The sequence below is a fragment of the Rhodopseudomonas sp. AAP120 genome (genome assembly GCF_001295845.1).
Classification (GTDB): domain Bacteria; phylum Pseudomonadota; class Alphaproteobacteria; order Rhizobiales; family Xanthobacteraceae; genus Rhodopseudomonas.
Genome location: NZ_LJIC01000071.1, coordinates 12,484 through 38,719, shown reverse-complemented (window position 1 = coordinate 38,719; position 26,236 = coordinate 12,484). Strand labels below are relative to the sequence as shown.

The 26,236-nt window shown below is 65.6% G+C and carries 24 protein-coding genes, 1 tRNA gene and 1 other RNA gene; 18 read left to right on the top strand and 8 right to left on the bottom strand.

From position 1 onward, the window contains the following. The 5 genes from IP86_RS12705 to ssrA form a co-directional block, all read right to left on the bottom strand. Complete coding sequence (locus tag IP86_RS12705) at positions 1–276, bottom strand: ribbon-helix-helix domain-containing protein (protein ID WP_054162895.1); 276 nt, start codon at positions 274–276, stop codon at positions 1–3. Beyond that, positions 273–461 (bottom strand): DUF4169 family protein, encoded by a 189-nt coding sequence (locus IP86_RS12700; RefSeq protein ID WP_054162894.1) that lies wholly within the window; start codon positions 459–461, stop codon positions 273–275. Before IP86_RS12700 ends, IP86_RS12705 begins: the two co-directional genes overlap by 4 nt. Positions 462–725: 264 nt before the next feature. Beyond that, positions 726–2,171: a class II fumarate hydratase gene (gene fumC, locus IP86_RS12695; protein WP_054162893.1), complete on the bottom strand. Its 1,446-nt coding sequence runs from the start codon at positions 2,169–2,171 to the stop codon at positions 726–728. 90 nt (positions 2,172–2,261) lie between these two features. Continuing rightward, entirely contained in the window at positions 2,262–2,786 is a 525-nt protein-coding gene (locus IP86_RS12690; protein ID WP_054162892.1) for an SspB family protein, read from the bottom strand. 237 nt (positions 2,787–3,023) lie between these two features. After that, positions 3,024–3,390: a transfer-messenger RNA gene (gene ssrA, locus IP86_RS28055) on the bottom strand. A 91-nt stretch (positions 3,391–3,481) separates the two neighbouring features. Here ssrA and IP86_RS12685 point away from each other — a divergent pair. The 18 genes from IP86_RS12685 (at position 3,482) to IP86_RS12600 (ending at position 21,259) form a co-directional block, all read left to right on the top strand. Continuing rightward, the gene (locus IP86_RS12685; RefSeq protein WP_054162904.1) at positions 3,482–4,084 is read left to right on the top strand and encodes a chromate transporter; all 603 of its coding nucleotides are present in this window, start codon (positions 3,482–3,484) and stop codon (positions 4,082–4,084) included. Then, the gene (locus tag IP86_RS12680; protein ID WP_054162891.1) at positions 4,081–4,614 is read left to right on the top strand and encodes a chromate transporter; all 534 of its coding nucleotides are present in this window, start codon (positions 4,081–4,083) and stop codon (positions 4,612–4,614) included. Before IP86_RS12685 ends, IP86_RS12680 begins: the two co-directional genes overlap by 4 nt. Before the next feature lie 73 nt (positions 4,615–4,687). After that, positions 4,688–5,188, top strand: coding sequence for a tripartite tricarboxylate transporter TctB family protein (locus IP86_RS12675; RefSeq protein ID WP_054162890.1), 501 nt, complete (start codon positions 4,688–4,690; stop codon positions 5,186–5,188). 7 nt (positions 5,189–5,195) lie between these two features. After that, positions 5,196–6,713, top strand: a complete 1,518-nt coding sequence (locus IP86_RS12670) for a tripartite tricarboxylate transporter permease (protein ID WP_054162889.1) — start codon at positions 5,196–5,198, stop codon at positions 6,711–6,713. A 97-nt stretch (positions 6,714–6,810) separates the two neighbouring features. Further along, the gene (locus tag IP86_RS12665; RefSeq protein WP_054162888.1) at positions 6,811–7,797 is read left to right on the top strand and encodes a tripartite tricarboxylate transporter substrate-binding protein; all 987 of its coding nucleotides are present in this window, start codon (positions 6,811–6,813) and stop codon (positions 7,795–7,797) included. A gap of 207 nt (positions 7,798–8,004) precedes the next feature. Further along, positions 8,005–9,012: a tripartite tricarboxylate transporter substrate-binding protein gene (locus tag IP86_RS12660; protein WP_082363979.1), complete on the top strand. Its 1,008-nt coding sequence runs from the start codon at positions 8,005–8,007 to the stop codon at positions 9,010–9,012. Between the two features lie 146 nt (positions 9,013–9,158). Then, complete coding sequence (locus tag IP86_RS12655; RefSeq protein ID WP_054162887.1) at positions 9,159–9,953, top strand: thymidylate synthase; 795 nt, start codon at positions 9,159–9,161, stop codon at positions 9,951–9,953. Positions 9,954–9,970: 17 nt separating this feature from the next. After that, positions 9,971–10,483 carry a dihydrofolate reductase gene (locus tag IP86_RS12650; protein WP_054162902.1) on the top strand — a complete coding sequence of 171 codons (513 nt, stop codon included), beginning with the start codon at positions 9,971–9,973 and terminating at the stop codon, positions 10,481–10,483. A gap of 153 nt (positions 10,484–10,636) precedes the next feature. Continuing rightward, positions 10,637–11,803, top strand: coding sequence for an FtsH protease activity modulator HflK (hflK, locus tag IP86_RS12645; RefSeq protein WP_054162886.1), 1,167 nt, complete (start codon positions 10,637–10,639; stop codon positions 11,801–11,803). Further along, the gene (gene hflC, locus IP86_RS12640; RefSeq protein WP_054162885.1) at positions 11,800–12,744 is read left to right on the top strand and encodes a protease modulator HflC; all 945 of its coding nucleotides are present in this window, start codon (positions 11,800–11,802) and stop codon (positions 12,742–12,744) included. Before hflK ends, hflC begins: the two co-directional genes overlap by 4 nt. A gap of 154 nt (positions 12,745–12,898) precedes the next feature. After that, positions 12,899–13,099: a DUF2065 domain-containing protein gene (locus tag IP86_RS12635; RefSeq protein ID WP_054162884.1), complete on the top strand. Its 201-nt coding sequence runs from the start codon at positions 12,899–12,901 to the stop codon at positions 13,097–13,099. 286 nt (positions 13,100–13,385) lie between these two features. Beyond that, positions 13,386–14,879, top strand: coding sequence for a Do family serine endopeptidase (locus IP86_RS12630; protein ID WP_054162883.1), 1,494 nt, complete (start codon positions 13,386–13,388; stop codon positions 14,877–14,879). Between the two features lie 4 nt (positions 14,880–14,883). Beyond that, entirely contained in the window at positions 14,884–15,537 is a 654-nt protein-coding gene (locus IP86_RS12625; RefSeq protein ID WP_054162882.1) for a class I SAM-dependent methyltransferase, read from the top strand. Positions 15,538–15,769: 232 nt separating this feature from the next. Further along, a complete protein-coding gene (locus IP86_RS12620) occupies positions 15,770–17,011 on the top strand; it encodes an ABC transporter substrate-binding protein (RefSeq protein ID WP_156332484.1) in 1,242 nt (413 codons plus the stop codon). A gap of 35 nt (positions 17,012–17,046) precedes the next feature. Further along, positions 17,047–18,579, top strand: a complete 1,533-nt coding sequence (locus tag IP86_RS12615) for a sugar ABC transporter ATP-binding protein (RefSeq protein ID WP_054162901.1) — start codon at positions 17,047–17,049, stop codon at positions 18,577–18,579. Positions 18,580–18,587: 8 nt separating this feature from the next. Further along, a complete protein-coding gene (locus IP86_RS12610) occupies positions 18,588–19,514 on the top strand; it encodes an ABC transporter permease (RefSeq protein WP_156332483.1) in 927 nt (308 codons plus the stop codon). Further along, entirely contained in the window at positions 19,511–20,476 is a 966-nt protein-coding gene (locus IP86_RS12605; protein WP_082363976.1) for an ABC transporter permease, read from the top strand. The genes IP86_RS12610 and IP86_RS12605 overlap by 4 nt, the downstream gene beginning before the upstream one ends. A gap of 30 nt (positions 20,477–20,506) precedes the next feature. Further along, positions 20,507–21,259 carry an alpha/beta hydrolase gene (locus IP86_RS12600; RefSeq protein ID WP_054162879.1) on the top strand — a complete coding sequence of 251 codons (753 nt, stop codon included), beginning with the start codon at positions 20,507–20,509 and terminating at the stop codon, positions 21,257–21,259. A 173-nt stretch (positions 21,260–21,432) separates the two neighbouring features. Here IP86_RS12600 and IP86_RS12595 read toward each other — a convergent pair. The 3 genes from IP86_RS12595 to IP86_RS12585 form a co-directional block, all read right to left on the bottom strand. Further along, positions 21,433–21,506 (bottom strand) — tRNA-Gln (locus IP86_RS12595). Positions 21,507–21,668: 162 nt separating this feature from the next. Beyond that, complete coding sequence (locus IP86_RS12590; protein WP_054162878.1) at positions 21,669–24,809, bottom strand: multidrug efflux RND transporter permease subunit; 3,141 nt, start codon at positions 24,807–24,809, stop codon at positions 21,669–21,671. A gap of 1 nt (position 24,810) precedes the next feature. Continuing rightward, the gene (locus IP86_RS12585; RefSeq protein WP_054162877.1) at positions 24,811–26,019 is read right to left on the bottom strand and encodes an efflux RND transporter periplasmic adaptor subunit; all 1,209 of its coding nucleotides are present in this window, start codon (positions 26,017–26,019) and stop codon (positions 24,811–24,813) included. Positions 26,020–26,236 lie beyond the last annotated feature (217 nt).

Below are 26,236 nucleotides of genomic sequence, written 5' to 3'. Positions count from 1 at the left end.
TCAGTGCGCCACGATGCTGCTATCCGCCTTCGCTTCGACCGCCGGCTGCGTCTGCTGCAGAGCGCGACTGCGGAAGTAGTCCAGCACGAACAGGCGAATCGCCGAGGACAGGTTGCCCTGCTGACGGTTGCCGTCGATCTCGCCAACGAGCTCGGACAAGGTCATGTCCCGCACGCTGGAGATTTCCTTCATGCCGTTCCAAAACGCCTCTTCGAGGCTGACACTGGTCTTGTGGCCCGCGACCACGATCGACCGTTTGACCACCGGCGATTTCATGACGCGTCCTCGCCACCGATTTTGTGTTGATCGAGCAGTTCATTGGCGCGGCTGACCCGATGATCGTCCAGAGCGCGCTGCGATTTGGTTCTGCCAAATCGTGCGCGGTTGACGTCGGCGAGCTGAGCGGCTGCTTCCCGCTCGGCTCGTTTCTTGAAACGTTTCAAATTGACCACATCCGCCATAACGAGCACCCATTATCGACTAAATCGGCAACGGGCGTCGCTTACGGGCCGGGCACGAATGCACGAAGCCATAGGCGGCTCGATCACCATCAAGAATAAAGTCCTTACCGCTGCAGATGCTGCTAAATCTGCTCCGCCGAGACGGATTGAACAACCAAACCGCAACACTGCGGGAACAAGTTGATCAATCCGAGCGCGCTAGGGATATGATTTACATCAATTTCCCAGATGGCATTTTCAAGCCGAGAGCTGTGCCAGTTCGGGTCAGCCCGGATGCGTCATATCGTCCGGCCGGACGAGGCGATCGAACTCCGCCTCGGTGACGAAGCCGAGCCGAAGCGCTTCTTCCTTCAGCGTCGTCCCGCGCTGATGCGCCGCCTTGGCGATCTTGGCGGCGTTGTCGTAACCGATCTTCGGCGCCAGCGCGGTCACCAGCATCAGCGAGCGTTGCATCAGGTCGCCGATGCGCGTCTCGTCGGCACGGATGCCGTCGACGCAGTTCGTCGTGAAGGAGCGCGCGGCGTCGGCGAGTAGTCCGATCGATTGCAGCATGACGTGCGCCATCACCGGCTTGTAGACGTTGAGCTCGAAATGGCCCTGACTGCCCGCGACGGTGATCGTGGTGTGATTACCGAACACCTGGCAGCACACCATGGTCATGGCTTCGCACTGTGTCGGGTTGACCTTGCCGGGCATGATCGACGAGCCCGGCTCGTTTTCCGGCAGGATCAGTTCGCCGAGACCGGATCGCGGACCGGAGCCGAGCAGGCGGATGTCGTTGGCGATCTTGAACAGCGCGGTCGCGGCGGCGTTGATCGCGCCGTGCACCGAGACGTAGGCGTCATTGCCGGCCAGCGCCTCGAACTTGTTCGGCGCGGTGACGAAGGGCAGCTTGGTCAGCGCCGCCGCGCGCTGGGCAAACGCCTTGGCGAATTTCGGATGGGTGTTGAGGCCAGTGCCGACGGCGGTGCCGCCCTGCGCCAGCGGATAGAGCTCCTTAACCGCCAGCTTGAGACGCGCCAGGCTGCTCGCGACCTGAGCCGCGTAGCCGGAGAATTCCTGACCAAGCGTCAGCGGCGTCGCGTCCTGGGTGTGGGTGCGGCCGATCTTGACGATCTTGGCGAACGCCTTCTCCTTCTTGCGCAGCGCGTCGTGCAGCGTCGTCAGCCCCGGGATCAGATCCGCCATGATCGCGCGCGCCGCCGCGATATGCATCGCGGTCGGGAACGAGTCGTTCGACGACTGGCTCATGTTGACGTGGTCGTTGGGATGCACCGGCTGCTTGGCGCCGCGCTCGCCGCCGAGCAGTTCGTTGGCGCGATTGGCGATCACCTCGTTGAGGTTCATGTTGGTCTGGGTGCCCGATCCGGTCTGCCACACCACCAGCGGGAAGTGATCGTCGAGGTCGCCGCTGATCACCTCACGCGCGGCACGCGCGATCGCGCCGGCGCGGCGTTGATCGAGCAGGCCGAGTTCGCGGTTGGTCTCTGCGGCCGCCAGCTTGACGATGCCGAGCGCATGGACGAGGCCGATCGGCATCCGGTCGTGGCCGATCTTGAAGTTCTGCCGCGAGCGTTCGGTTTGCGCGCCCCAGTAGCGATCGGCTGCGACCTCGATCGGGCCGAAGCTGTCGGTTTCGGTGCGGGTCGCGGCCGCTTGCTTGGTGTCGGATTTGCGGGCCGTCGATTTGCGCGCCGTTCTAACCGCCATGGCGATCGTCCTTTCGGTGACGTTTGGAGTCGTGCGGAAGTGCCGCGGGACGTTGCCGTCCGCGGCACGATTGCGCAATTCACGCAGGGGTTATTTCTTCCGGAATCGGTCCAAGCGGACGACTTCCGCGCCTTCGGACTTCACCGGCTCCTCGGCAGTCGTCTCGGCCGGCGCAGGCTCCGCCGTTGCAGGCAGCGCAGGGACGGGTGCCGCCGCGGAGCTCTCGGGCTCTGCGTCATCGGCAGTCTCGGCGGCGCCGTCGCCGGCCTCGAACTGCAGCCCGAATTGCACCGACGGATCGAAGAAGCTCTTGATCGCGGAGAACGGCACCACGAGCCGCTCGGGAATGCCGCCGAATGACAGGCCGACCTCGAACCGATCCTCGGTCACCACCAGATCCCAGAACTGATGCTGCAGGATCACCGTCATTTCCTCGGGATACTGCGCCAGCAACCGCGGCGACAGCTTCACGCCGTCGGCCTTGGACAGGAAGGTGATGAAGAAATGATGCTCGCCGGGCAGGCCGTGCTGCGCGACGTCGGTCAGGACGGTCCGCAGCACGCCGCGCAATGCCTCCCGCGCGAGAACGTCGTATCGGATGTGATCGGTGGCCATGACTTGTCCTGTGCTTCGTCCGTCTGCCTTGCCCAGCCCGAACCTCGTTCGACTGGATTCGCCCGTCTCGCCCTGTGCCCGCCGGCGCCATCGACCCGGGCCGATTCGTTCGGACCCGACTCGCATCATGTCGGAGGATGCTACCCCGGCAGCGGTCTGGGGTCAGCAGCCATCCGCGGCTGAATGTTGGGCGTCCTTGCGCTGTCGAGAGCGCTTCAGGAGCGCGGCGGGAGATTGAGTGGAGGCTTCTGTTGCCAGGTGCCTCCGAACCCCGCCTAACGGAGCTTAACCCGTTAGGACTTTAGACTTGGTCTTTCAAACTGCGTTACGCAGCCTGAGCAACCGGAGCATAGTTGTCGTTGGCAACTATTGCAGTAGCCCGATAACGGCGGAACAATACCGGGAAAAAGCGAGCCCTTTACGCCCTCGTCGATCCTGTTTCGCCCCCGCCGAAACCCGCGCAATCTGCTGCGTCACGGGCTTTGGTGGAGGCGCCGGGTACTGCCCCCGGGTCCGAATGGTTTATTACGGCGGCCGTTTATTTCCATAGTCGGGTTGCCCCGACGCACCCAATATAGGGGGCGCCGGCCTGGGGCGGAAGGGCATTCGAGGCGAATCCCTCGGCTGTGTGCAGAACAGGCGGCTCTCCGGAAAAAGAGATGGTTCGCCGTCGGCGGCCGTTCTACAGCTTCACCATGCCCGATCCTTCTGCGGTTGTTGCAGACAGTGCGGCTCCGGTTCCGCGGCCGGGGCTGGGCGAGCTGTTCATTGCCTTCGCGCAAATGTCGCTGGCCGGGTTCGGCGGCGTGCTGGTCTGGGCGCGGCGCGGCATCGTCGAGAAGCACCGCTGGATGACGGCGGACGAGTTCAACGAGACCTTCGCGCTCTGTCACTTCCTGCCGGGACCCAACATCGTCAACCTGTCGGTGGTGTTCGGCGCGCGGTTCCGCGGCATCCCCGGTGCGATCGCGGCGTTCACCGGGCTGCTCGCTCCGCCAGTGCTGATCGTCACCGCGCTCGCTGCGCTGTATGCGCGTTATGGCGAGATCGAGGCGCTGCGCCGTACCCTCGCGGGCGTCACCTGCGTGGCGGTGGGGCTGTTGTTCGCGGTCGCGTCCAAGATGCTGCTGCCGCTGCTGCGCAAGCGGAACCCGGTCGCGTTGGCGCTGTTGGCAGCGGTGTTCGTCGCCGTGGGAGTGCTGCGGTTGCCGTTGCCGGCGGTGTTGGCAGTAATGGTGCCGCTCAGCATCGGCGCGAGCTACGCTGCGCACTACGCGGTGGGGCGGCGCGCCAAATGAGCAGCGGTGACTCATCGCTCGGCTCGCTCGCCACGACGTTCGGCATGATGTCGCTGTTCGCGATTGGCGGCGCCAATGCGGCCGTTCCGGAGATTCACCGCGTCGTCGTCGACGTCCATCATTGGCTCACCGACCTGCAGTTCGCCGATGCCTATGCGATTGCGCAACTGTCGCCGGGGCCGAACGTGCTGATCGTGACGCTGATCGGCTACCAGGTCGCCGGCGTCGTCGGCGCGATGGTTGCGACGCTGTCGATGTGCGGCCCGACCGCGGCGCTGGCTTATGTCGTCAGCCGCATGCTCGGCCGCTCCAGCCATTCGCCATGGCCGGCGATCATTCAGGCGGCGCTGGTGCCGTTGTCGATCGGGCTGATGTGCGCCAGCGGCTTCGTCCTGGCCATGGCCTCCGATCGGTCGGCGGGTGCGGCGGTGGTTACGGTGATCGTCGCAGTGGTGGCGGGAGCCACGCGCATCAACCCGCTCTGGCTGCTGATCGCCGGTGGCGTCTTGGGTTTCGCTGGCGTTGTCTGACGAAAATGGGTAGGCAAGATAACAATGCCGCCCACAAACAACCGGGCGCGACGACGACAATGGGGAGGGTGTGATGAGCGAAGCGCCGAGCGGGCTCTCGGATAAATCCGTATCTCCCAAATGGATTCGCGGGCCGCAGGATTTCATCGGCGGTCTCGCGCTGGCCGCCGTGGCCGCCTTCGCGTTGTGGGCGTCGAGCGATCTTCAAGGCATGCAGGGCTTCTCGTTTGGCGCCGGAACCGCGCCGCGGATCTTCGCGGTGCTGCTGCTCGGGCTCGGATTCATTCTGGCCGCGACGGGCGTGCTGATGGACGGCGCGCCGATGGCGAAGTTCCATTGGCGCGGGCCGCTGTTCGTCGGGCTCGCGATCCTGTCCTTCGCTGCGACAATCCGTCCGCTCGGACTGATCATCTCCGCTTTCGCCAGCTTCCTGATCTCAGCGCTCGGCACGCCCGAGACACGCTGGAAAGAAACCATCATCGTCGGCATCACGCTGACGCTCGGCTGCAGCTTGCTGTTTCCCTACGCGCTCGGGCTGCCGATGCCGCTGTATCCCAGCTTCCTGATGCGGTGAGTGCGCGATGCTTGATCTGTTCTCGAACCTCGCGCTCGGCTTCCAGGTCGCAGCCTCTCCGGTCAATCTCGGTCTCTGTCTCGTCGGCGCACTGGTCGGCACGCTGGTCGGCGTGCTGCCGGGTATCGGCACCATCGCCACGGTGGCGATGCTGCTGCCGATCACCTTCGGCCTGCCGCCGGTCGGCGCGCTGATCATGCTCGCCGGCATCTACTACGGCGCCCAGTATGGCGGCTCGACCACATCGATCCTGGTCAACATTCCGGGCGAGGCCGGGTCGGTGGTCACGGCGCTGGACGGCTTCCAGATGGCGAAGCAGGGCCGAGCCGGCCCGGCGCTGGCGATCGCCGCCATTGGTTCGTTCTTCGCCGGTTGCGCCGCCACCGTTCTGATCGCGGTGCTCGGCGCGCCGCTGACGAAGCTGGCGCTGGCGTTCGGTCCGGCCGAGTACTTCTCGCTGATGGTGCTCGGCCTGATCTTCGCGGTGGTGCTGGCCAAGGGTTCGGTGCTGAAGGCGATCGCCATGATCCTGTTCGGCCTGCTGCTGTCGATGGTCGGTTCGGACATCGAAACCGGCGCGTCGCGGATGACCTTCGGGATTCCCGAGCTCGCCGACGGCCTCGGGTTTGCCACAGTGGCGATGGGCGTGTTCGGCTTCGCCGAGATCATCCGAAATCTCGACACCGGCGCGGAGTCCGACCGCCAGCTGGTGCAGAACAAGATCACCGGCCTGATGCCGACCAGGAAGGATCTGATGGACTCGGCGCCGGCGATCGGGCGCGGCACCATCCTCGGCTCGATCCTTGGCATTCTGCCCGGCGGCGGCGCGGTGATCGCGTCGTTTGCCGCCTACACGCTCGAGAAGAAGATCTCGCGCGATCCGAAGCGGTTCGGCCGCGGCGCGATCGAAGGCGTGGCGGCACCGGAAAGCGCCAACAACGCGGCGGCGCAGACCTCGTTCATCCCGCTGCTGACGCTCGGCATTCCGCCGAACGCCGTGATGGCGCTGATGGTTGGCGCGATGACCATCCACGGCATCGTGCCGGGGCCGCAGGTGATGCAGAAGCAGCCGGACCTGGTCTGGGGCATGATCGCCTCGATGTGGATCGGCAATCTAATGCTGCTGATCATCAACCTGCCGCTGGTCGGGATGTGGGTGCGATTGCTGCGGGTGCCTTATCGGCTGTTGTTCCCGGCGATCGTGGTGTTCTGCTCGATCGGCATCTATTCGGTGAACAATGCGCCGATGGACGTCGTGCTGGCCGGCGTTTTCGGCCTGATCGGCTACTGGCTGGTCAAGCATGATTTCGAGCCTGCACCGCTGCTGCTCGGCATGGTGCTTGGTCCGTTGATGGAAGAGAACCTGCGCCGCGCGCTGCTGATCTCGCGCGGCGACGCCACGGTGTTCGTCACCCGGCCGCTGTCGGCGACGTTGCTCGCCATTGCGGCGGGCCTGCTGATCCTCGCGGTGCTACCCGCGCTGCGGCGCAAGCGCGACGAGGTGTTCGTCGAATCCGAAGGTTGAGCCGGCCGCCTGCGGCGTTACGCCACTCTGGCCGGCTGTTAGTTGTTGAGCTGTTGTTGATCGCAAGAACAATTCGACAGGGCAGGAGCGCCACGACATGAATTTGCTTGCTCGATTGCTGCGGCTGGGCCGCTTTACCCTCGCGGCCGGCGCCGTTCTGGCGACGCCCGCGCTCGCGGCGGACTACCCGACCCGGACGATCACGATGATCGTGCCGTTCGCGGCCGGCGGTCCGACCGACGTGATCGCGCGGATCGTCGCTCAGCATATGTCGACCACGCTCGGCCAGGCGATCGTGATCGAGAATGTGGTCGGCGCCGGCGGTACCACCGCGACGACCCGCGCGGCTCGCGCCAATCCCGACGGCTACACCATCATTACCGGCCACATGGGCACCCACGCCGCCGCGGTGCCGCTGTATCCGAAACTCGCCTATGATCCGCGCAAGGACTTCGCGCCGGTGTCGCTGCTGGCCGGCACGCCGATCCTGATCCTTGCGCGGACGGATTTCCCGCCGAAGGATCTGGCCGAGTTCATCGCCTACACCAAAGCCAATGGCGACAAGCTCAACGAAGCTCACGCCGGCGTCGGCTCGGTTTCACACGTGTCCTGCCAGTTGCTGAACTCGGTGCTGGGCATCAAGCCGACCGGCGTGCCGTTCAACGGCACCGGCCCGGCGATGAATGCGCTGGTCGGCAAGCAGGTCGATTTCATGTGCGACCAGATCGTCAACGCCGTGCCGCAGATCAAGGGCGGCACCATAAAGGCCTATGCGATCGCCACGCCGGAGCGCAATCCGTCGCTGCCGGACGTGCCGACCACCACCGAGGGCGGCTTGCCGGCGTTAAAGGCGCAGGCCTGGAACGCGATCTTCGCCCCGAAGGGCACGCCCGAACCGATCGTCGCAGCCCTCAATGCCGCGGCCGTGAAGGCGCTCGACGACGACAACGTTCGCAAGCGACTGCTGGATCTCGGCAGCGTCATTCCGGAGCGGTCAGAGCGGACGCCCGAGGCGCTCGGCAAGCTGGTCGAGTCGGAGATCGCCAAATGGACACCGGTGCTGAAAGAGGCCGCGGCGAACTGAGCGCGCCTCCCGCACCAGGACGTGCAGCGGGCGCCGCTCGGCGATCCGGCAGCCATCGCGACTGGATAGAGCTTGCGAGGGGGCGTCGACATGCGGGGGGCGCAGACGTGCCGGCCTGCCGGATCGGATCGGATCGGGTTTGTGCGATCCGGTTGATTTCCATCCAGTGGTTTGGATATCACCAGCCTATTCTGCCGGAGACCGGATATGCTTTCGTTCGCGTACGCGGCGGCGTTGAGGCGCGTGGCGGTTGTGGCCGCCGCCCTCCTGGTGCTCCCTTTGTCGCTGTCCGGTCCGGCAATCGGCCAGGCGCCCAGTTTTCCGTCCCATCCGATCACGCTGATCGTTCCGTTCGCTAAAGGTGGCCCGACCGACGTGGTCGCGCGCATCGTGTCCGCCGAGATGGCGAAGTCGCTGGGCCAGCCGGTGGTGGTCGACAATATCGTGGGTGCCGGCGGCACGATCGGGGCGCTCAAGGCGGCGCAGGCGCTGCCGGACGGTTACACCCTGGTGCTCGGCCATATGGGCACCCATGCGGCCGCAGTCGCGCTCTATCCGAAACTCGGCTACCGGCCGGATGTCGATTTCGCGCCGGTGGCGCTGGTGGCGCGGATGCCGATCCTGCTGCTGGCCCGCCGCGAGTTTCCAGCGGCCGACTTCCGCGAGTTCGTGCTCTACGTGCGCGCGCACCAGGATACGATCAATCTCGCCCATGCGGGTGTCGGCTCGGTGTCCTATACCTCCTGCATGCTGCTGAACCATCTGCTCGGGATCAATCCGACCGGGGTGCCGTTCAACGGCACGGGGCCGGCTATGGACGCGCTGGTGGCGGGGCAGGTGGACTATATGTGCGATCAGATGGTCAACGCCGTGCTGCCGCTGCGCACCGAGGTGATCAAGGCCTATGTAATCGCCGGCGCCGAGCGCGATCCGGCGGTGCCGACAGTGCCGACGGCCGCGGAAGCGGGGCTGCCGAAGTTTCAGGTGGAGGCCTGGAACGGCCTGTTCGCGCCGAAGGATACGCCCGCCGCGGTGGTCGCCACGCTCAATGCGGCGGCGGTCCGGGCGTTGGATCAGCCCGAGGTGCGCGAACCGATGACCGGTCTCGGCGCCGTTGTTCCGCCGCCCGACCAGCGCACGCCCGAGGCGCTGGCGGGCGTGGTGGGGAGGGAGGTGCAGAAGTGGCGGATGGTGCTTAAGCGACAGGCGCCCTGAGAAAGCCGTGACAAAGACCCGGACGGGCGGATGAACGCTTGTCGTTTAAGTCCGGGGGGGTATTTTGAGCAGCGAGTCCTCCCGATCCGGCTTCCCGATCCGGAATCGCCGCCGGCGGCCGTGAGGAGCGATACCGCGAGCCCCCGATGATCCAGTACCACGACCTGCTCGAACGCATCCTCGCCGACGGCGCGGAGAAAACCGACCGCACCGGTACCGGGACGCTGTCGGTGTTCGGCCACCAGATGCGCTTCAATCTCGCCGCCGGCTTCCCGATGCTGACCACCAAGCGGCTGCCGCTGAAGGCGATCGTGCACGAGCTGCTGTGGTTCCTGCAGGGCGACACCAACATCAAATATCTGCACGACCACGGCGTCACGATCTGGGACGAATGGGCGGACGCCAACGGCGATCTCGGCCCGGTCTACGGTGCGCAGTGGCGCTCCTGGCCGACCGCCGACGGCGGCTCGATCGACCAGATCGCGAACGTCGTCGAGATGATCAAGCGCAGCCCGGACTCGCGCCGGCTGATGGTGACGGCGTGGAATCCGGCCGACGTCGAGAAGATGGCGCTGCCGCCGTGCCACTGCCTGTTCCAGTTCTACGTCGCGAACGGCAAGCTGTCGTGCCAGCTCTATCAGCGCTCGGCCGACGTGTTTCTCGGTGTGCCGTTCAACATCGCCTCCTACGCGCTCCTGACGATGATGATGGCGCAAGTCACCGGCCTGAAGCCGGGCGATTTCGTCCATACGCTCGGCGATGCGCATCTGTACTCCAATCATCTTGAGCAGGCGCGGCTGCAGCTCACCCGCACGCCGCGGCCGCTGCCGGTGATGTCGATCAATCCCGACGTGAAGGACATCTTCGGCTTCCGCTACGAAGACTTCACGCTGCACGGCTACGATCCGCACCCGCATATCAAGGCCGAGGTGGCGGTGTGAGTAGTTCGGCGCCGCGCCTGCCGATCGTGCTCGTCGTCGCCGTTGCCGAGAACGGCGTGATCGGGCAGGGCAACGCGATCCCGTGGCGTCTGAAGTCCGATCTGCGGCGGTTCAAGGCGATCACGTTGAACAAGCCGGTCATCATGGGCCGCAAGACCTATCAGTCGATCGGCCGGCCGTTGCCGGGACGTACTAACATCGTGGTGACGCGCGATGCCGCTTTCCAGGCGCGCGGCGTCGTGGTGACGCCGTCGTTCGAGGCCGCCGAGCAGGTCGCGGCGGGCGATGCGCTGCGGCGTTTTGCCACCGAAATCGTGGTGATGGGCGGCGCCGAGATCTACGCCCATTGGTTGCCGACGGCCTCGCGTATCGAATTGACCGAGGTACACGCGAGCCCCGCGGGTGACACCACGTTCCCGGCGATCGACCGCGCCGAGTGGGAGGAGGTGGCACGTACCCGCCAGCCCGCCGGCCCCGAAGATACTGCCGATTTCTCGTATGTGACCTATCGACGCTGCGCTGCACGTTAACCTTGGCGGCGCCCGCCTTTGCATTGACAAACCTGTGTCAAGACATAGTTCGCGACGTGAGACGACGCGCGTTGTGCCTGCCCGGGCTGTCCCCTATAAAGCCGTGCACAAATTGTGGTCCGCATGATCGCCGGACCGCCGAGGAGATTGTTGATGCCGTGGAAGAATCAAGGTGGAGGCCCATGGGGTTCTGGTCCGAAGGGGCCGTGGGGCTCGGGGCCGCAATCATCGGGTCCGCGGCCGCCTGATCTCGAAGACCTGCTTCGCCGCGGTCAGGATCGCCTGCAGCAGATGCTGCCCGGCGGCTATTTCAGCGGCCTCGGCATCGCCATCGCGGTGCTCGGCGCGCTGACCATCTGGGGCCTGTCGGGCTTCTTCCGGGTGCAGTCCGAAGAGCTCGGCGTGGTGCTGCGCTTCGGCAAGCACGTGCGCACCGTGCAGCCCGGCCTGAACTATCACCTGCCGTATCCGATCGAGACCGTGCTGCTGCCGAAGGCGCTGCGCGTGTCGACGATCAGCATCGGCATGACGCTGATCAGCGATCCGGCGCGGCGCGGCACCACGGTGCGCGACGTGCCCGAGGAAAGCCTGATGCTGACCGGCGACGAGAACATCGTCGACGTCGACTTCACCGTGTTGTGGCGGATCAAGCCCGACGGCGTCGGCGACTTCCTGTTCAACATCCAGAATCCGGAAGGCACCGTGAAGGCCGTGGCCGAGAGCGCGATGCGCGAAGTGATCGGCCGCTCCAACATCCAGCCGATCCTGACCGGCGCCCGCACCACGATCGAGACCGGCGTGCAGGAGTTGATGCAGAAGACGCTCGACAGCTACGGCGCCGGCGTCCTGGTGCAGCAGGTGCAGATGCAGAAGGTCGATCCGCCGCAGCAGGTCATCGACGCGTTCCGCGACGTGCAGGCCGCGCGCGCCGACCTCGAGCGGCTGCAGAACGAAGCGCAGACCTACGCCAACCGTGTGATCCCCGACGCCAAGGGCCGCGCCGCGCAGATCATCCAGAACGCCGAAGGCTACAAGGGGCAGGCGGTCGCCGAGGCCAAGGGCCAGAGCGCGCGCTTCCTCGACGTCTATGAAGAATACAGGAAGGCTCCCGACGTGACGCGCGAGCGCATCTATCTCGAAACCATGGAGCGCGTGCTCGGCCCGGCCGAGAAGCTCGTCTACGACCCCGGCTCCGGTCCGAATGCGGGCCAGGGTGTCGTGCCGTATCTGCCGCTGAGCGAACTCAGCCCGCGCCGTCAGCAGCAGGCGCCGGCGGCGCAGCCGCAGCAGAACCAGCAGACGCAGGGAGGCACCCGATGAGAGCGGGTATCGCGGGCATTGTCGGCCTGATCGTTCTCCTGGTCGTCGTCATCGTCGGCTGGTCGTCGCTGTTCACCGTGCGCCAGACCGAGCAGGTCCTGCTGGTTCGCCTCGGCGAGCCGGTGCGCGTGGTTACCGAACCGGGCCTGCACTTCAAGGCGCCGTTCATCGACTCGGTGATCAGCATCGACAAGCGCATCCTCGACCTCGAGAATCCGTCGCAGGAAGTGATCGCGTCGGACCAGAAGCGGCTCGTGGTGGACGCGTTCGCGCGCTATCGCATCCGCAACGCGCTGCGCTTCTATCAGAGCGTCGGCTCGATCCCGGCCGCCAACATCCAGCTCACCACGCTACTCAACGCCGCTCTGCGCCGCGTGCTCGGCGAGGTCACCTTCATCCAGGTGGTGCGCGACGAGCGTGAAGGCCTGATGCAGCGGATCCGCGCCCAGCTCGACCGCGAAGCCGAGAACTACGGCATCTCGGTGGTCGACGTCCGCATCCGCCGCGCCGATCTGCCGGATCAGAACAGCCAGGCGGTGTATCAGCGGATGCAGACCGAGCGTCAGCGCGAAGCCGCCGAGTTCCGCGCCCAGGGTGGCCAGAAGGCGCAGGAGATCCGCTCTCGCGCCGACCGCGAAGCCACCGTGATCGTCGCCGAAGCCAACTCGCAGGCCGAAGAGATCCGCGGTTCCGGCGACGCCGAGCGTAACCGCCTGTTCGCCTCGGCCTACTCGAAGGATCCGGAGTTCTTCGCGTTCTACCGGTCGATGACGGCCTACGACAACGCGCTGAAGAGTTCGGACACCCGCTATCTGCTGCGGCCCGACTCCGACTTCTTCCGGTTCTTCGGGACGCCGGGTGGTCGCAACGGCGCCGCGACGGCTCCGGCCGCAGCAACTCCGGCCGCAGCCGCGCCCGCCGCACCGGCTGTGCCGCGCTAACGGCACGGTTGCGAATAGCTATCGGGCGGGAATGCGTTTTGCGTTCCCCGATACGCTCGATTAGAACAGGCGCGACATCAGGGCGCGGACCGCAGGGTCCGCGCTCTTTGACAATTGCAGCCGGCGCCATCGCCGGCCGGGAGGATACAGTCGCATGAGGTCTTTCGCATTCGCCGACCTCCTGATCGGGGTGGGTGTACTGTTCGTGCTGGAAGGCCTGATCTTCGCCGCGAGCCCGAGCTGGATGCGGCGCGCCATGAAAAGCGCGCTGGCGACCCCCGACAATGTGCTGCGGGCCGTCGGCCTGGTGTCGGCCGTGCTCGGCCTGCTGTTGATCTGGCTGGTCCGCCACTGAGCCGCGGCTCGCACGCTCCCCGGAACCGCCGCCAAGTCGGCCGCGCGCTTCATCTGCGGGTGTCGGGTGGATCAGGCTCACCGCCGGCCGATTTGCCGGAGCCGAGGCAAGTCTTTGGTTTTCAACGCCATCGTGAGCCGGTGCGTCTGCATTTCGCCGCAATCGGTGCCGCGGATGGGGTAGTTTCAAACGATTCCGATGCTTGCGCCGGGCCACGCACCGGGCGCAGAGTTGTCAGATGGCCGCGCCGGATGGCGCCGTGCTTCCTTCAGGAGACGTCTCGATCATGTCCGCTGCGACCCACGCCTTCGGCCTTCGCATCCGGCCCCTGCTGACGGCCTTGTGCCTCGGCGCCGCCACCGCGCTCACGGTGGCGCCGGCGCAAGCCCGCGGCCCCGAGGGCATCGCCGATGTCGCCGAGAAGGTGATCGACGCGGTGGTCAACATCTCGACCACCCAGACGGTCGACGCCAAGGGCTCGCCCGGCGAAGGCAACAGCGCCAAGCCGAACCTGCCGCCGGGCTCGCCGTTCGAGGAGTTCTTCGACGACTTCTTCAAGAACCGCCGCGGCGGCAAGGACGGCGGCCCGCGCAAGACCAATTCGCTCGGCTCCGGCTTCATCATCGATCCGTCCGGCGTCGCGGTCACCAACAACCACGTGATCGCCGACTCCGACGAGATCAACGTGATCCTGAACGACGGCACCAAGATCAAGGCGGAGCTGGTGGGCGTCGACAAGAAGACCGACCTCGCGGTGCTGAAGTTCACCCCGCCGGCCGGCAAGACGCTGACCTCGGTGAAGTTCGGCGACAGCGACAAGCTGCGGCTCGGCGAATGGGTGGTGGCGATCGGCAACCCGTTCTCGCTCGGTGGCACGGTGACCGCCGGCATCGTCTCGGCGCGCAATCGCGATATCAACTCCGGACCCTACGACAGCTACATCCAGACCGACGCGGCGATCAATCGCGGCAATTCCGGCGGCCCGCTGTTCAACCTCAACGGCGAAGTGATTGGCGTCAACACGCTGATCATCTCGCCGTCCGGCGGCTCGATCGGCATCGGCTTCGCGGTGCCGTCCAAGACCGTGGTCGGCGTGGTCGATCAGCTGCGCCAGTTCGGCGAGCTGCGCCGCGGCTGGCTCGGCGTGCGCATCCAGCAGGTCACCGACGAAATCGCCGAGAGCCTCAACATCAAGCCGGCGCGCGGCGCGCTGGTCGCCGGCATCGACGACAAGGGCCCAGCCAAGCCGGCCGGCATCGAGCCGGGCGACGTCGTCGTCAAATTCGACGGCAAGGACGTCAAGGAGCCGAAGGACCTGTCGCGCGTGGTCGCCGACACCGCGGTCGGCAAGACCGTCGACGTGGTGATCATCCGCAAGGGCAAGGAAGAGACCAAGCAGGTCACGCTCGGCCGCCTCGACGACGGCGCCAAGCCGCAGCCGGCCTCGGCCAAGTCGCAGCCGGAGCCCGAGAAGCCGGTGACGCAGAAGGCGCTCGGCCTCGATCTCGCCGTGCTGTCGAAGGATCTGCGCGGCCGCTACAAGATCAAGGACAGCGTCAAGGGCGTGCTGGTGACCGGCGTCGACGACGGCTCCGACGCGGCCGAGAAGCGGCTCGGCGCGGGCGACGTCATCGTCGAGGTCGCGCAGGAATCGGTGGCGAGCGCCGCCGAGATCAAGAAGCGCGTCGACCAGCTCAAGAAGGACGGCAAGAAGTCGGTGCTGCTGCTGGTCTCCAACGGCGACGGCGAGCTGCGCTTCGTGGCGCTCAGCCTGCAATAGCGCGATGGCCAAGGCCGGCCGGTCCGCGCTCGCCGTCGATTTCGTCGGCGGCGCGACCGGATACAAGCTGCGCACCGGCGCGGCGCGCAGCCACGCGCTGCTCAAGGCCACCGGCATGGCGCCCGGCCGCGCGCTGACCATCATCGACGCCACCGCCGGCCTCGGCCGCGACGCCTTCCTGCTCGCCGCCATGGGCGCCACCGTGATGCTGATCGAGCGCTCCCCGCAGGTCCACGCCCTACTCGCCGAAGCCCTCGAAGCCGCGCGGGCCGAAAGCCCCGACCTCGCGGACATCATCGCCCGCATGACCCTGCTGCACGGCGACGCCCGCGAACTGCTGCCAACCCTCGAGGCCGACGTCGTCACCGTCGACCCGATGCACCCGGAGCGAAGCAAGACCGCGCTGGTCAAGCAGGAAATGCGGTTACTTCGCGACCTCGTGGGGGCCGATCCTGACGTGGGCGAACTGATGCATGCGGCGCTGGCGACGCGTTGCACTCGCGTGGTGCTGAAATGGCCGCTGCGCGCGGAGCCGCTTCGTGGCGTTCGCAAACCGTCTTATCAGATTGCGGGGAAGACCGTGCGTTACGACGTGTTCGTGCAGGTCCAAACGGTCGTCGACCGCTCTTCCCGAAACGATTCCGCGCTTCCTAACTAATTGGCTATGGAGGGCAGAGCCATTGCGCGCAGCGATCGCGTGTATAACGCTCGTGTGCTCGTCGCGACGCACTGCCGGATTTTGCGCTGCAATATTGGTTGCTGGCGCAACCGTGGAGTGACTGAGAGGTGCGACTCACTCGCGCACGTCTCTTGACGTTTGCTTCGGCTTAGTAACAATACGAAAGCTAAAACGAAAATAACGAACAGGGAGGTGCGGGTTCGTCCCGCCATTGCGCCACTCGGGCGCCGCCAATGTCCTCTGCTACCGGGTGTTCTGCGCCGTCGTCTGTACGGTGCGAAGACGCGACAGCAATGGGGCGGAGGCGGCATCGATGCCGTGCGCTCGACGTGATCGCTCGCCCACCCTGGACGACAATCAAACCAGGGGGAAACCAATGAAGAGATTTGCACGGGGGATGATTTCGCTGGCGGCAGCCATGCTCGTCAGCAGCGTGACGTCGATCGGAGCTTGGGCAGAGGACGTGCAATTGTTGCCGCCAGGCCTGATCGCGCCTTCGTCCAAAGACATCATTCCGGAAGGCAAGTTCAAGAAGGCGCCGCCCTGGAAGATCGGCCTTGCCTTCCCAGGCGTCGGCAACACCTGGATCGTCCAGATGCTTCAGGAGATGAAATACGAGGCCTCGCTCAACAAGAACATCGGCGAGTTCACCGTGCTCGAGGCGGACTGGAAGCCCGCCAAGCAGGTCGCCGATATCGAAGATCTGATGGCTCGCAACGTCGATCTGCTGATCGTCGCGCCGATCGCCTTCCCAGTGGTGGCAGCTCAGGTGGACAAGGCCGTCGCGAAAGGCATCCCGGTCGTGGTGTTTGGCGCCAGCAATGGCGAGCTCAACGGAACCCTGGAAGTATTCGGCGGCGGCGGCGCATTCGGTCGCGTCGGCGGCGAGTTTCTTGCCAAGGAGCTGAAAGGCAAAGGCTCGATTTGGGCCGTGCGCGGCGTCGCTGGTGTCGGCGAAGAAGTGCTGCGCTACGAGGGTTTCAAGAAGGCTATTGCGGGCACCGACATCAAGATCGTCGCGGAAGTGTTCGGCGACTGGAACTACGCGAAGTCGAAGCAGCTTTGCGAAAATCTGGTGCTGTCGGGGAAGCCGGTCGACGGCATCTGGTTCTCCGGCGCAGAGATGACCCGAGCCTGCATCGAAGTGTTCAAGGAAGCTGGCAAGCCCTTGGTGCCGATGACCGGTGAAGGCAACAACGGCTTCTTCAAGATCTGGAAGAGCTCGGGTGTGAAGAGCGTCGCGCCCGTGTTTACGCCAGGGCTCGGCCCGGCGGTGGTACGCGCGTCGGTCGCGCTGCTCGAAGGCAAGCAGATGTACAAGGGCTACTTCTCTGACCCGGCGCCGATCACCAATGCCGATATCGACAAGTACTACCGGCCCGATCTGAACGACGCCTACTGGGTGCCGTCGACCTTGCCCGAAGCCAAGCTGAAAGAGCTGTTCGGCAAGTAAGCGAAACTTCCAGTGATCGAGTGTCTGTCATGACGATGCCCGGCCAGGCACGTGAGGTTGTTGTCGCGCGCGGAGTATCCGTCAGCTTCGGCGCGACCAAGGCCCTCCGCGATGTCTCGATCACCGGTCACGCCGGCTCGATTCATGCCGTCACCGGCGAAAACGGTGCCGGCAAATCGACCCTGATGAAAGTGCTCGCCGGCGTCTATCAACCCGAGCAAGGCGAGGTCGAGATCAACGGTCGGCGCGTTCGCCTGTCCGGGCCGCGCGACGCCTTGCAGCACGGCGTTTCCACGGTGTTTCAGGAGTTCACGCTGCTGCCAAATCTGTCCGTGGCCGAGAATCTGTTTCTCGGCCGCGAACCGCGCCGGATGATGATGGTGCGCTACGGGCAAATGATGAAGGACGCGGCGGCGCTGCTGGCGCGGATCGGGATTGATCTCGATCCAGAGCGGCCGGTCTCCGAACTGTCGATCGGTGAGCAACAACTCGTCGAGATAGGCAAGGGCGTGTCGGCCAACGCCTCCGTGTTCATCTTTGACGAGCCGACCGCGGCGCTCAACAAGGTCGAGGTCGACAAGCTCGGCCAACTGATGTTGCAGTTGCAGAAGGAAGGCAAATCGATTTTCTACATCAGCCATCGGCTGGAGGAGATCGCGCGCTGGTGCGACACCGTCACGGTGCTGAAGGACGGACAGCACGTGCTCACGCGCCCCACCCGTGAGATGACGCCGAACGGGCTCGTGACCGCGATGGTCGGACGCTCAATCCAGGATCTGTTCCCGCCACGTGTCTCGAACTTCGGCTCGGCGCTGATCAAAGCGCAGGGGCTGCAGGTCCGCGCCGATCGAAACGCGATCGACCTGACGCTCCGCCGCGGTGAGATCCTCGGCATCGCCGGCCTCGAGGGGCAGGGGCAGCGCGAGGTGATGCGATGCCTGGCTGGCGTCACGCCCCCGGTCTCCGGCGGAGTGCACAAGGCGACAGCCGATCGCGACGCGACGGAGGCTGTCGATCTGAGCCTCGGCCGTACCGAGAACGTGCGCCGGGGCATCGGTTTCGTGCCCGAGGACCGCAAGACCGAGGGCCTGTTTCTCGATCTGCCGATTGATGAGAACCTGTCGCTCGGCATTCTGGCGATCCAGCGCGCACTGTCCCGCGTACGGATCAAGCGAGATATTCTCAAGGCACTGGCGAAATCGCTTCATCTCGCCGCGGCCGGCTTGTCGCAAGCCGTGGGCAGCCTGTCCGGTGGCAATCAGCAGAAGGTTTTGCTCGGACGGTGGCTGACCGCCGGCTCCAACGTGCTGCTGATCGAAGAGCCGACGCGCGGCGTCGATGTCGGCGCCAAGACCGAGATCTATCGGCTGCTCCGCGACTTCGCGGACAAGGGGGGTGGTGTGCTGCTGACGTCGAGCGAGATGATGGAGCTGATCGGATTGTGTGACCGCATCCTGGTCATTCGCAACGGCGCATTTGTCGGCGAGCTCGACGGCAAGCACGCGAGCGAAGAAGCGATCCTCAATCTGGCCCTGCCCGGGGGCTCGTCAGCCCCGCACGCAGCGTGAGCAGCGTCATGACCCGCGTGTTCAATCCGCGCTTTGGAACGTCGCCGATCAGCCTCGGCATTCCGATCATCGTGTTCATCTTCCTGGTATTTGCGGCGCCGCACTTCACCGGCGGGGAAAATCTGTCGAATCTCGTCAACCAGATCGTCGTGCTGTTGATCGGCTCGCTCGGTCAGCTCGTGGTCGCGCTGGTCGGCGGCATCGATCTGTCGATCGGCAGCTTGGTCAGTCTGACGAGCTGTGTCCTGTCGACCCAGGACAGCCTCGTTACTGCAATTCCGCTGTGCATCGCATTGGCGATCCTGGTCGGCGCCGCGAACGGCGTAGGCACGGCGGTGTTCGGCGTGCACCCGTTGATCATGACCTTCAGCATGGCGACGTTTCTGCAAGGCGTCGCTTACTTCATTCTGCCGGCGCCGAGCAGTGCGATTCCGGCCGGTCTGCAGGCGCTCGCGCAGTCGAGGATCGGCGGCGCGCCGATTGCGATCGTCTGGTGTATCGCTGCGATCGGCATCACCTACGTGCTGCTGCGGCGCAGTCAACTCGGGCTTCATTTATACGCCATCGGCGCCAGCCCGCCCAATGCGCATCTCAACGGTCTGCGCGTCGTGCCATCGACGATTGCGGCCTACATCTTCTGCAGCCTGTCGGCGGTCTGCGCCGGGCTGTTTCTGTCGGCACGCGTCGCCTCTGCCGATCCCACAATGGGCGGTCCTTTGGCGCTGGATTCGATCACCGCTATCGCGCTCGGCAATGTCCAGCTCAGCGGCGGCATCGGCGGCGTACTCGGCGCGGTCACCGGGGCGCTCACCTTAGGGTTGCTCGCCAACGGCATGAACCTGATGGGTATCTCGCCTTTTGTCCGCAGCGCCTTCACCGGCGTGCTGCTGCTGGTCGCGATCTCGCTGCAAAAACGAAAGGTGATCGGACTGTGACGATTTTGGCTGAACCGCGCGCGACCAGCCCGATCGTCGCGTCGCTGCGCTGGATTGCCGGCCTTCCGCCAGCCTATCCGCTGCTCGCCTTGCTGTTGGGCATCGCGTATTTCACGCATCCCCATCTGCTGTCGCCATTGTTCCTGATGCTGATGTTGCGACAGGCGGCTCCGCTCGGATTGGCAACAATCGGACAAAGCCTCGTCATCCGCTGCCGCTCGATCGACCTGTCCTCGGCGGGCATCATGGCGGTGACGAGTTATATCCTCACCAGCGGTACGATGCCGGTGCCGCCGCTCGCAGCCATCGCGCTGTGCATCGTGGTGGGCCTCGCGATCGGTTTCATCAACGGCATCATCATCACGGTACGCAAAGCCTCGGCCGTGATTGTGACGCTGGCAATGTCGATCATTTTGACCGGCGTCGTCATCGCCTTCAGCCAATTCCGCGCGCCTGGCGACGTGCCACAAATCCTGCGTGACGTCGTCACCAGCCGCATCGGCGGCATCCCGGTCGCTCCGATATTGTGGGTGCTTGCTCTGCTTCCGCTGTACTACATCGACCGTTTCACCGTTTTTGGCCGCTACGTGCGCGCGGTCGGCTCGAATCCGCTGGCGGCGGAAATGTCCGGCATTCCGCACGCCCGCATCGTGCTGGTCGCCCATACGGTGTCCGGGCTGTTCTCCGTGCTGAGCTGCTTCTTCCTCCTGGGCTTTGTCGGCGTCGGCACCGTCAACATCGGGCAGGATCTCGCGCTCAACTCGCTGTCGGCATCGATCCTCGGTGGCATCAATTTCGGCGCCGGCAGAGGCGGCATGTGGGGGCCGGCGGCAGCCGCCTTCATGCTGACCTTTCTGTTCAACTTCCTCACCAGCTTCGGGCTCGGCGAGCCCGGCAAGCTGATGCTGCAGGGACTGATCGTAATCGTAGCGGCGGTTGCCTATTCAAAGCGTCACACCTGAACTAACACACACCACGAGTTGGAGATTGACATGAGTGAGGCTGTGCTGCCCGGAGCGGAAGCGTTTTCCTTCGACGGAGGCAAGGTGGGCATTCTGGTGGTGCACGGATTCACCGGCAGCCCACAGAGCATGCGCTATCTCGGCGAGCGTCTCGGCGAGCACGGCTACACGGTGCTTGGTCCGCGGCTACCGGGCCACGGCGTCTCGCCCACTGCGATGGCGAAGACGACCGCAGCCGACTGGGTCGGCGCCGCCGAAGACGCGCTGATCGAAATCTCGGCGAAGTGCGACAAGGTCTTCGTCGCCGGACTGTCGATGGGCGGCACGCTGTCGCTGTATCTCGCCGCGATGCACCCCGACAAGGTTGCTGGGGTAATCCCGATCAACGCGGCTGCGCAGATCGAATCGCCCGACATGGCGTCGATCGCCTACGCCCGGAATATGCCCGACACGATCCCGGGCATCGGCTCCGACATGATGGATACGGCCACCAAGGAGCTCGCCTATCCGGAGGTGCCGGTGGTCTGCATGAAGCATGCGATCGGCCTTGCCGCGACTGCCCGCGCGCTGCTGTCCCGCATCAAGTGCCCGACCTTCGTGATCAACTCGCGCGTCGACCACGTGCTGTCGCCCACCAATGCGACCGTGATTGCCAACAATGTCGGGTCCGACCGCGTCGAGCTGTTGTGGCTCAACCGCTCCTATCACGTCGCGACCATCGATCACGACAAGGACCTGATCGCCGCCGAAGTGCATGCCTTCGTGCAGCGTCACACCAGGTAGGACGGAGACCTCAAGGTAGGCTGGCGGCGGCCTTTGAGCGACCGTCAGTCTGCAGGCACGCGTGTGAACCGCGTGAGACGACCGTCGACGGCGTCACCGATCTCTGCTGGAGCATCGAGATCGGATCAATCCTGAGTTGGCTTTGCAGTTTGAGTCTTTATGGACGTTCGGGCTGGCTGGGGAACCTGGATTCGAACCAAGACAAACAGAGTCAGAGTCTGTTGTGCTACCGTTACACCATTCCCCACCGAAAATGCCGGCAGAGCCAGGCACTTAGGGTCGAACCGGGGGCGGACTCAATCGGTCGGCCCCGGCGGCTCGCGATGGCGCGACTTCTAGCGGGGTCGGGCCGGTCCTGCAAGGGGCTTCCTGACATTGATGACAGTTCAAATCGCCCCGGCCGTGACCCTTACTCCGCCGCCTGCTTGACCTCACCATGGGGCACGCCCGGCTCATCCGGCCGCCGTCCGCGGCTCCAGGCCGTCAGCGCGTTGGAGAGGCGGTCGAGATAGAGATAGACCACCGGGGTGGTGAACAGCGTCAGCGCCTGGCTGACGGCGAGGCCGCCGACCATGGCGTAGCCGAGCGGCTGGCGGATTTCCGAGCCGGTGCCGGTGCCGAGCATCAGCGGCACGCCGCCGAGCAGCGCCGCCATCGTGGTCATCATGATCGGGCGGAAGCGCAGCAGCGCCGCCTTGCGGATCGCCTGTTCCGGATCGAGATGCTCGTCGCGCTCGGCCGCGATGGCGAAGTCGACCAGCATGATGCCGTTCTTCTTGACGATGCCGATCAACAGGATGACGCCGATCAGCGCGATCAGGCTGAAGTCGAAGCCGAACAGCATCAGGATCGCCAGCGCGCCGACGCCGGCCGAGGGCAGGGTGGAGAGAATCGTCAGCGGGTGGATGTAGCTCTCGTAGAGAATGCCGAGGATCAGATAGACCACCACCAGCGCGGCGAGGATCAGCAGCGGCACGGTGCCGAGCGATTGCTGGAACGCCTGCGCGGTGCCCTGGAAGCTGCCGTTCAGCGTCTGCGGCGCGCCGATCTCGGCCATCGCGCGCTGCACCGCCTCGGTGGCCTGGCCGAGCGCGGCGCCCGACGCCAGGTTGAAGCTGATCGTGGTAGCGGGGAACTGGCCCTGATGCGCGATCGACAGCGGGCGCACCGGCACGGTGGTCCATTTGGCGAACGCCGACAGCGGCACCGCATCGCCGGTGGTCGGCGAGGTGATGTAGATCTTGTCCAGCGACTCGACCTTGCCCTGCAGCTCCGGCAGCACCTCCAGGATGACGTGGTAGGAGTTGGTCTGGGTGAAGTATTGCGCGACCTGGCGCTGGCCGAACGCGTCGTACAGCGTATCGTCGATCAGCTGCACCTGGATGCCGAAGCGCGAGGCGGTGTCGCGGTTGATCGTCAGCGTCAACGTGGTGCCTTCGGTCTGCTGATCGCTGGCGACGTCGCGCAGCTCCGGCAGCGTCTGCAGCTTGGCCAGCACCTTCGGGGCCCAGTCGTTGAGCTCGGTGAGGTTGGCGTCCTGCAGGGTGTACTCGAACTGGGTGCGGGTCGGTCGGCCGCCGAGCCGGACGTCCTGCGCGGCCTGCATGAACAGCCGGGCGCCTTCGACCTGTTCGAGCTTCGGCCGCAGGCGGGCGATGATCTGCTGGGCGCTGGCGGCGCGCTCGTCGCGCGGCTTCAGCGTGATGAACATCCGGCCGGTGTTGAGCGCGCTGCCGGAGCCGCCGATCGACATCGCCACGCTGGCGACGTCGGGATCGGCCTGCACGATCTTGCCGAGCGCTTCCTGGCGCGTCTTCATGTCGGCGAAGGAGATGTCCTGCGCGGCCTCCGAGGACGCGGTGATCAGCCCGGTGTCCTGCTGCGGGAAAAAGCCCTTCGGAATCACCATGAACAGGTACACCGACAGGCCGACGGTGGCGAAGAACACCATCAGCGTGGTCAGGCGCCAGCGCAGCACCAGATCGAGCCCGCGCTCATAGGCGCGCAGCATCGCTTCGAAGCCGCGCTCGCTGAGGTCGTACAGCCGGCCGTGCTTGACGGCATGCTCGTTGCGCAGGAAGCGCGACGCCATCATCGGCGTCAGCGTCAGCGACACCACCAGCGACACCACGATGGTCATCGCCAGCGTCACGGCGAATTCGCGGAACAGCCGGCCGATGATGCCGCCCATCAGCAGCAGCGGGATCAGCACGGCGATCAGCGAGATCGAAATCGACACGATGGTGAAGCCGATTTCGCCGGCGCCCTTCAGCGCCGCCGCCATCGGGGTTTCGCCTTCCTCGATGTAGCGGGTGATGTTCTCCAGCATCACGATGGCGTCGTCGACCACGAAGCCGACCGAGATCGTCAGCGCCATCAGCGACAGATTGTCGAGCGAATAGCCGGCCGCCCACATCAGCGCGCAGGCGCCGAGCAGCGCCAGCGGCACCGTCACGCTCGGGATGATGGTGGCCCAGACGTTGCGCAGGAACAGGAAGATCACCATCACCACCAGCGCGATGGTCAAGAGCAGGGTGAACTGCACGTCCTCGACCGCGGCCCGGATGGTCTGGGTGCGATCGCTGATGACGTCGATCTTCACCGCCGGCGGGATCGCGGCGACGAGGCGCGGCAGCTGCGCCTTGATCTTGTCGACGGTGTCGATGACGTTGGCGCCCGGCTGCTTGAAGATCACCAGGAACACGCCGCGCTTGCCGTTGGCCCAGGCCGCCTGCTTGGCGTCCTCGGGCCCGGCGACCGCCTGGCCGATGTCGCGGATGCGCAGCGGGCCGCCGTTGCGATAGGCGATGATGACGTCGTTCCAGTCCTTGGCGCGGGTCAGTTGGTCGTTGGCGTAGATGGTGTAGCTGCGCTTGGTGCCGTCGATATTGCCCTTGGGGGCGTCGACGGTGGTGATGCCGATGCGGGTGCGGACGTCTTCCAGCGACAGCCCCTTCGCCACCAGCTTGGCCGGATCGACCTGAACGCGGATCGCGGGTTTCTGCTGGCCGCCAATCAGCACCTGGGCGACGCCGGTGATCTGGCTGATCTGCTGGGCGAGCTGGGCGTCGACGGCGTCGCTGACCTCGATCAGCGGCAGCGTGTCGGAGGTCGCCGACAGCAGCAGGATCGGCGAATCCGCCGGGTTGACCTTGCGATAGGTCGGCGGGCTCGGCAGCGTCTTCGGCAACTGGCCGCCGGCGGCGTTGATGGCGGCCTGGACGTCGTTGGCGGCGCCGTCGATGGCGCGGCTGAGATCGAACTGGATCGTCACCGCGGTCGAGCCCAGCGAACTGCTCGAGGTCAGCTGCGCGACGCCGGGGATCTGGGCGAACTGCCGCTCCAGCGGCTGCGCCACCGAGGACGCCATCGTCTCGGGGCTGGCGCCGGGCAGGCTGGCGGAGACCTGGATGGTCGGGAAGTCGACCTGCGGCAGCGGCGCCACCGGCAGCATCGGATAGGCGACCAGGCCGACGAACAGGATGCCGGCCATCAGCAGCGAGGTGGCGATCGGATAGCGGATGAACGGAGAAGAGATGCCGCCGTCCATGTCAGCGCGCTCCGCCGGCGGCCGATCCGGTCGTAAGGGCGGGCGGCGGCTGCCCGTCGGCGACCTTGAAGGCCACTGTGGCGCCGGGTTTCACCTTGTACTGGCCGCCGACGATCACCCGGTCGCCTGGTTCGAGCCCGCTGGTGATCACCGTGTCGCGGTCGTTGGTCGGGCCGACCTGCAGCTTGCGGACCTGCGCCTTGTTGTCGGCGTCGACCGCATAGGCGTAGAGACCGTCGGCGCCGTGCTGGATCGCCTCGTTGGGGGCGATCACGACGCCGTCGAGCGTCTTGATCAGCAGCTCGGTCGACACCGCGAGGCCCGGCCACAGCGCATGGTCCTTGTTGTCGAACACCGCCTTGAGCCGGACCGTGCCGCTGTTGGAATCGACCTGGTTGTTGACCACCGACAGCACACCTTCGGACAGCCGCGTCTTGCCGTCGGTCGACAGCGCGATCACCTGCAGCGGATGCGCCGCCTGCGCCTTGTTGATGTCGGAGACGCGTTCCTCGGGCGCCGTGAAGATCACGGCGATCGGCTCGATCTGGGCGATGGTGACGATGCCGGTCTGGGTCGCGGCGTTGACGATGTTGCCCTTGTCGACCTGGCGGATGCCGGTGACACCGGAGATCGGCGCCTTGACGCTGGCGTAGTCGAGCTGGGTCTGGGCGTTGGCGATCGCTGCGTCGTCGGCCGCGATCTGGGCGGTGAGCTGCTGGACGGTGGAGCGCTGGGTGTCGGTCTGCTGCTTGGTGGCGAATTCGCCGAGCCGGACGGAGCGGCCGAGATCGAGCTGGGCATTGGCCAGATTGGCTTCGTCCTGCGCCTTCTTGGCCTTGGCCTGGTCGAGCGTGGCCTGGAACGGCCGCGGATCGATCTGGGCGATCAGGTCGCCGGCCTGGACGATCTGGCCTTCCTTGAAGGCGATCTGATCGATTTGGCCGTCCACCCGGGTCCTGACCACGACGGTGTTGAAGCCCTGCACGGTGCCGAGGCTGCTGAGATAAAGCGGGAAGCTCGCCTTCTGCACGGTGGCGATGGTCACCGGAATGGCCGGCCCGCGGCTCGCCTTGCCGGGATCCTTGGCCGCTTCAGCCTGGTGGCCGCCGGAACCGGCCCGGTAATGCTGCCAGCCCCAGATGCCGGCCCCGGCCGCTCCGAGAATGATGAGAACGGTGATGACCCGGCGGAGGGGGCGGGGAGTGCTCATGGCCGATCCGATGCTTTCGCGCCGGGACCCACACGGACACGCGCCGTCCAGCCCAAGCGGCGATCAGGAGTTCATCTGCAACTAACTAGGTGCGGCAACAGTGTAAACACAATAACCCTTGAGTTTCTGCTACATTGCCAAAGCTTCATGAAGTGCCGCGAGGGCTGGCGAGGCAGGTGGGACCTCCGCCGGATCGGAACCGCTCGGGTCGAAGCCG

Coding starts and splice junctions, on each gene's coding strand:
- IP86_RS12705 (WP_054162895.1), bottom strand. CDS start 276: ATGAAATCGCCGGTGGTCAAACGGTCGATCGTGGTCGCGGGCCACAAG.
- IP86_RS12700 (WP_054162894.1), bottom strand. CDS start 461: ATGGCGGATGTGGTCAATTTGAAACGTTTCAAGAAACGAGCCGAGCGG.
- fumC (WP_054162893.1), bottom strand. CDS start 2,171: ATGGCGGTTAGAACGGCGCGCAAATCGACGGCCCGCAAATCCGACACC.
- IP86_RS12690 (WP_054162892.1), bottom strand. CDS start 2,786: ATGGCCACCGATCACATCCGATACGACGTTCTCGCGCGGGAGGCATTG.
- IP86_RS12685 (WP_054162904.1), top strand. CDS start 3,482: ATGCCCGATCCTTCTGCGGTTGTTGCAGACAGTGCGGCTCCGGTTCCG.
- IP86_RS12680 (WP_054162891.1), top strand. CDS start 4,081: ATGAGCAGCGGTGACTCATCGCTCGGCTCGCTCGCCACGACGTTCGGC.
- IP86_RS12675 (WP_054162890.1), top strand. CDS start 4,688: ATGAGCGAAGCGCCGAGCGGGCTCTCGGATAAATCCGTATCTCCCAAA.
- IP86_RS12670 (WP_054162889.1), top strand. CDS start 5,196: ATGCTTGATCTGTTCTCGAACCTCGCGCTCGGCTTCCAGGTCGCAGCC.
- IP86_RS12665 (WP_054162888.1), top strand. CDS start 6,811: ATGAATTTGCTTGCTCGATTGCTGCGGCTGGGCCGCTTTACCCTCGCG.
- IP86_RS12660 (WP_082363979.1), top strand. CDS start 8,005: ATGCTTTCGTTCGCGTACGCGGCGGCGTTGAGGCGCGTGGCGGTTGTG.
- IP86_RS12655 (WP_054162887.1), top strand. CDS start 9,159: ATGATCCAGTACCACGACCTGCTCGAACGCATCCTCGCCGACGGCGCG.
- hflK (WP_054162886.1), top strand. CDS start 10,637: ATGCCGTGGAAGAATCAAGGTGGAGGCCCATGGGGTTCTGGTCCGAAG.
- hflC (WP_054162885.1), top strand. CDS start 11,800: ATGAGAGCGGGTATCGCGGGCATTGTCGGCCTGATCGTTCTCCTGGTC.
- IP86_RS12635 (WP_054162884.1), top strand. CDS start 12,899: ATGAGGTCTTTCGCATTCGCCGACCTCCTGATCGGGGTGGGTGTACTG.
- IP86_RS12630 (WP_054162883.1), top strand. CDS start 13,386: ATGTCCGCTGCGACCCACGCCTTCGGCCTTCGCATCCGGCCCCTGCTG.
- IP86_RS12625 (WP_054162882.1), top strand. CDS start 14,884: ATGGCCAAGGCCGGCCGGTCCGCGCTCGCCGTCGATTTCGTCGGCGGC.
- IP86_RS12615 (WP_054162901.1), top strand. CDS start 17,047: ATGCCCGGCCAGGCACGTGAGGTTGTTGTCGCGCGCGGAGTATCCGTC.
- IP86_RS12610 (WP_156332483.1), top strand. CDS start 18,588: ATGACCCGCGTGTTCAATCCGCGCTTTGGAACGTCGCCGATCAGCCTC.
- IP86_RS12600 (WP_054162879.1), top strand. CDS start 20,507: ATGAGTGAGGCTGTGCTGCCCGGAGCGGAAGCGTTTTCCTTCGACGGA.
- IP86_RS12590 (WP_054162878.1), bottom strand. CDS start 24,809: ATGGACGGCGGCATCTCTTCTCCGTTCATCCGCTATCCGATCGCCACC.
- IP86_RS12585 (WP_054162877.1), bottom strand. CDS start 26,019: ATGAGCACTCCCCGCCCCCTCCGCCGGGTCATCACCGTTCTCATCATT.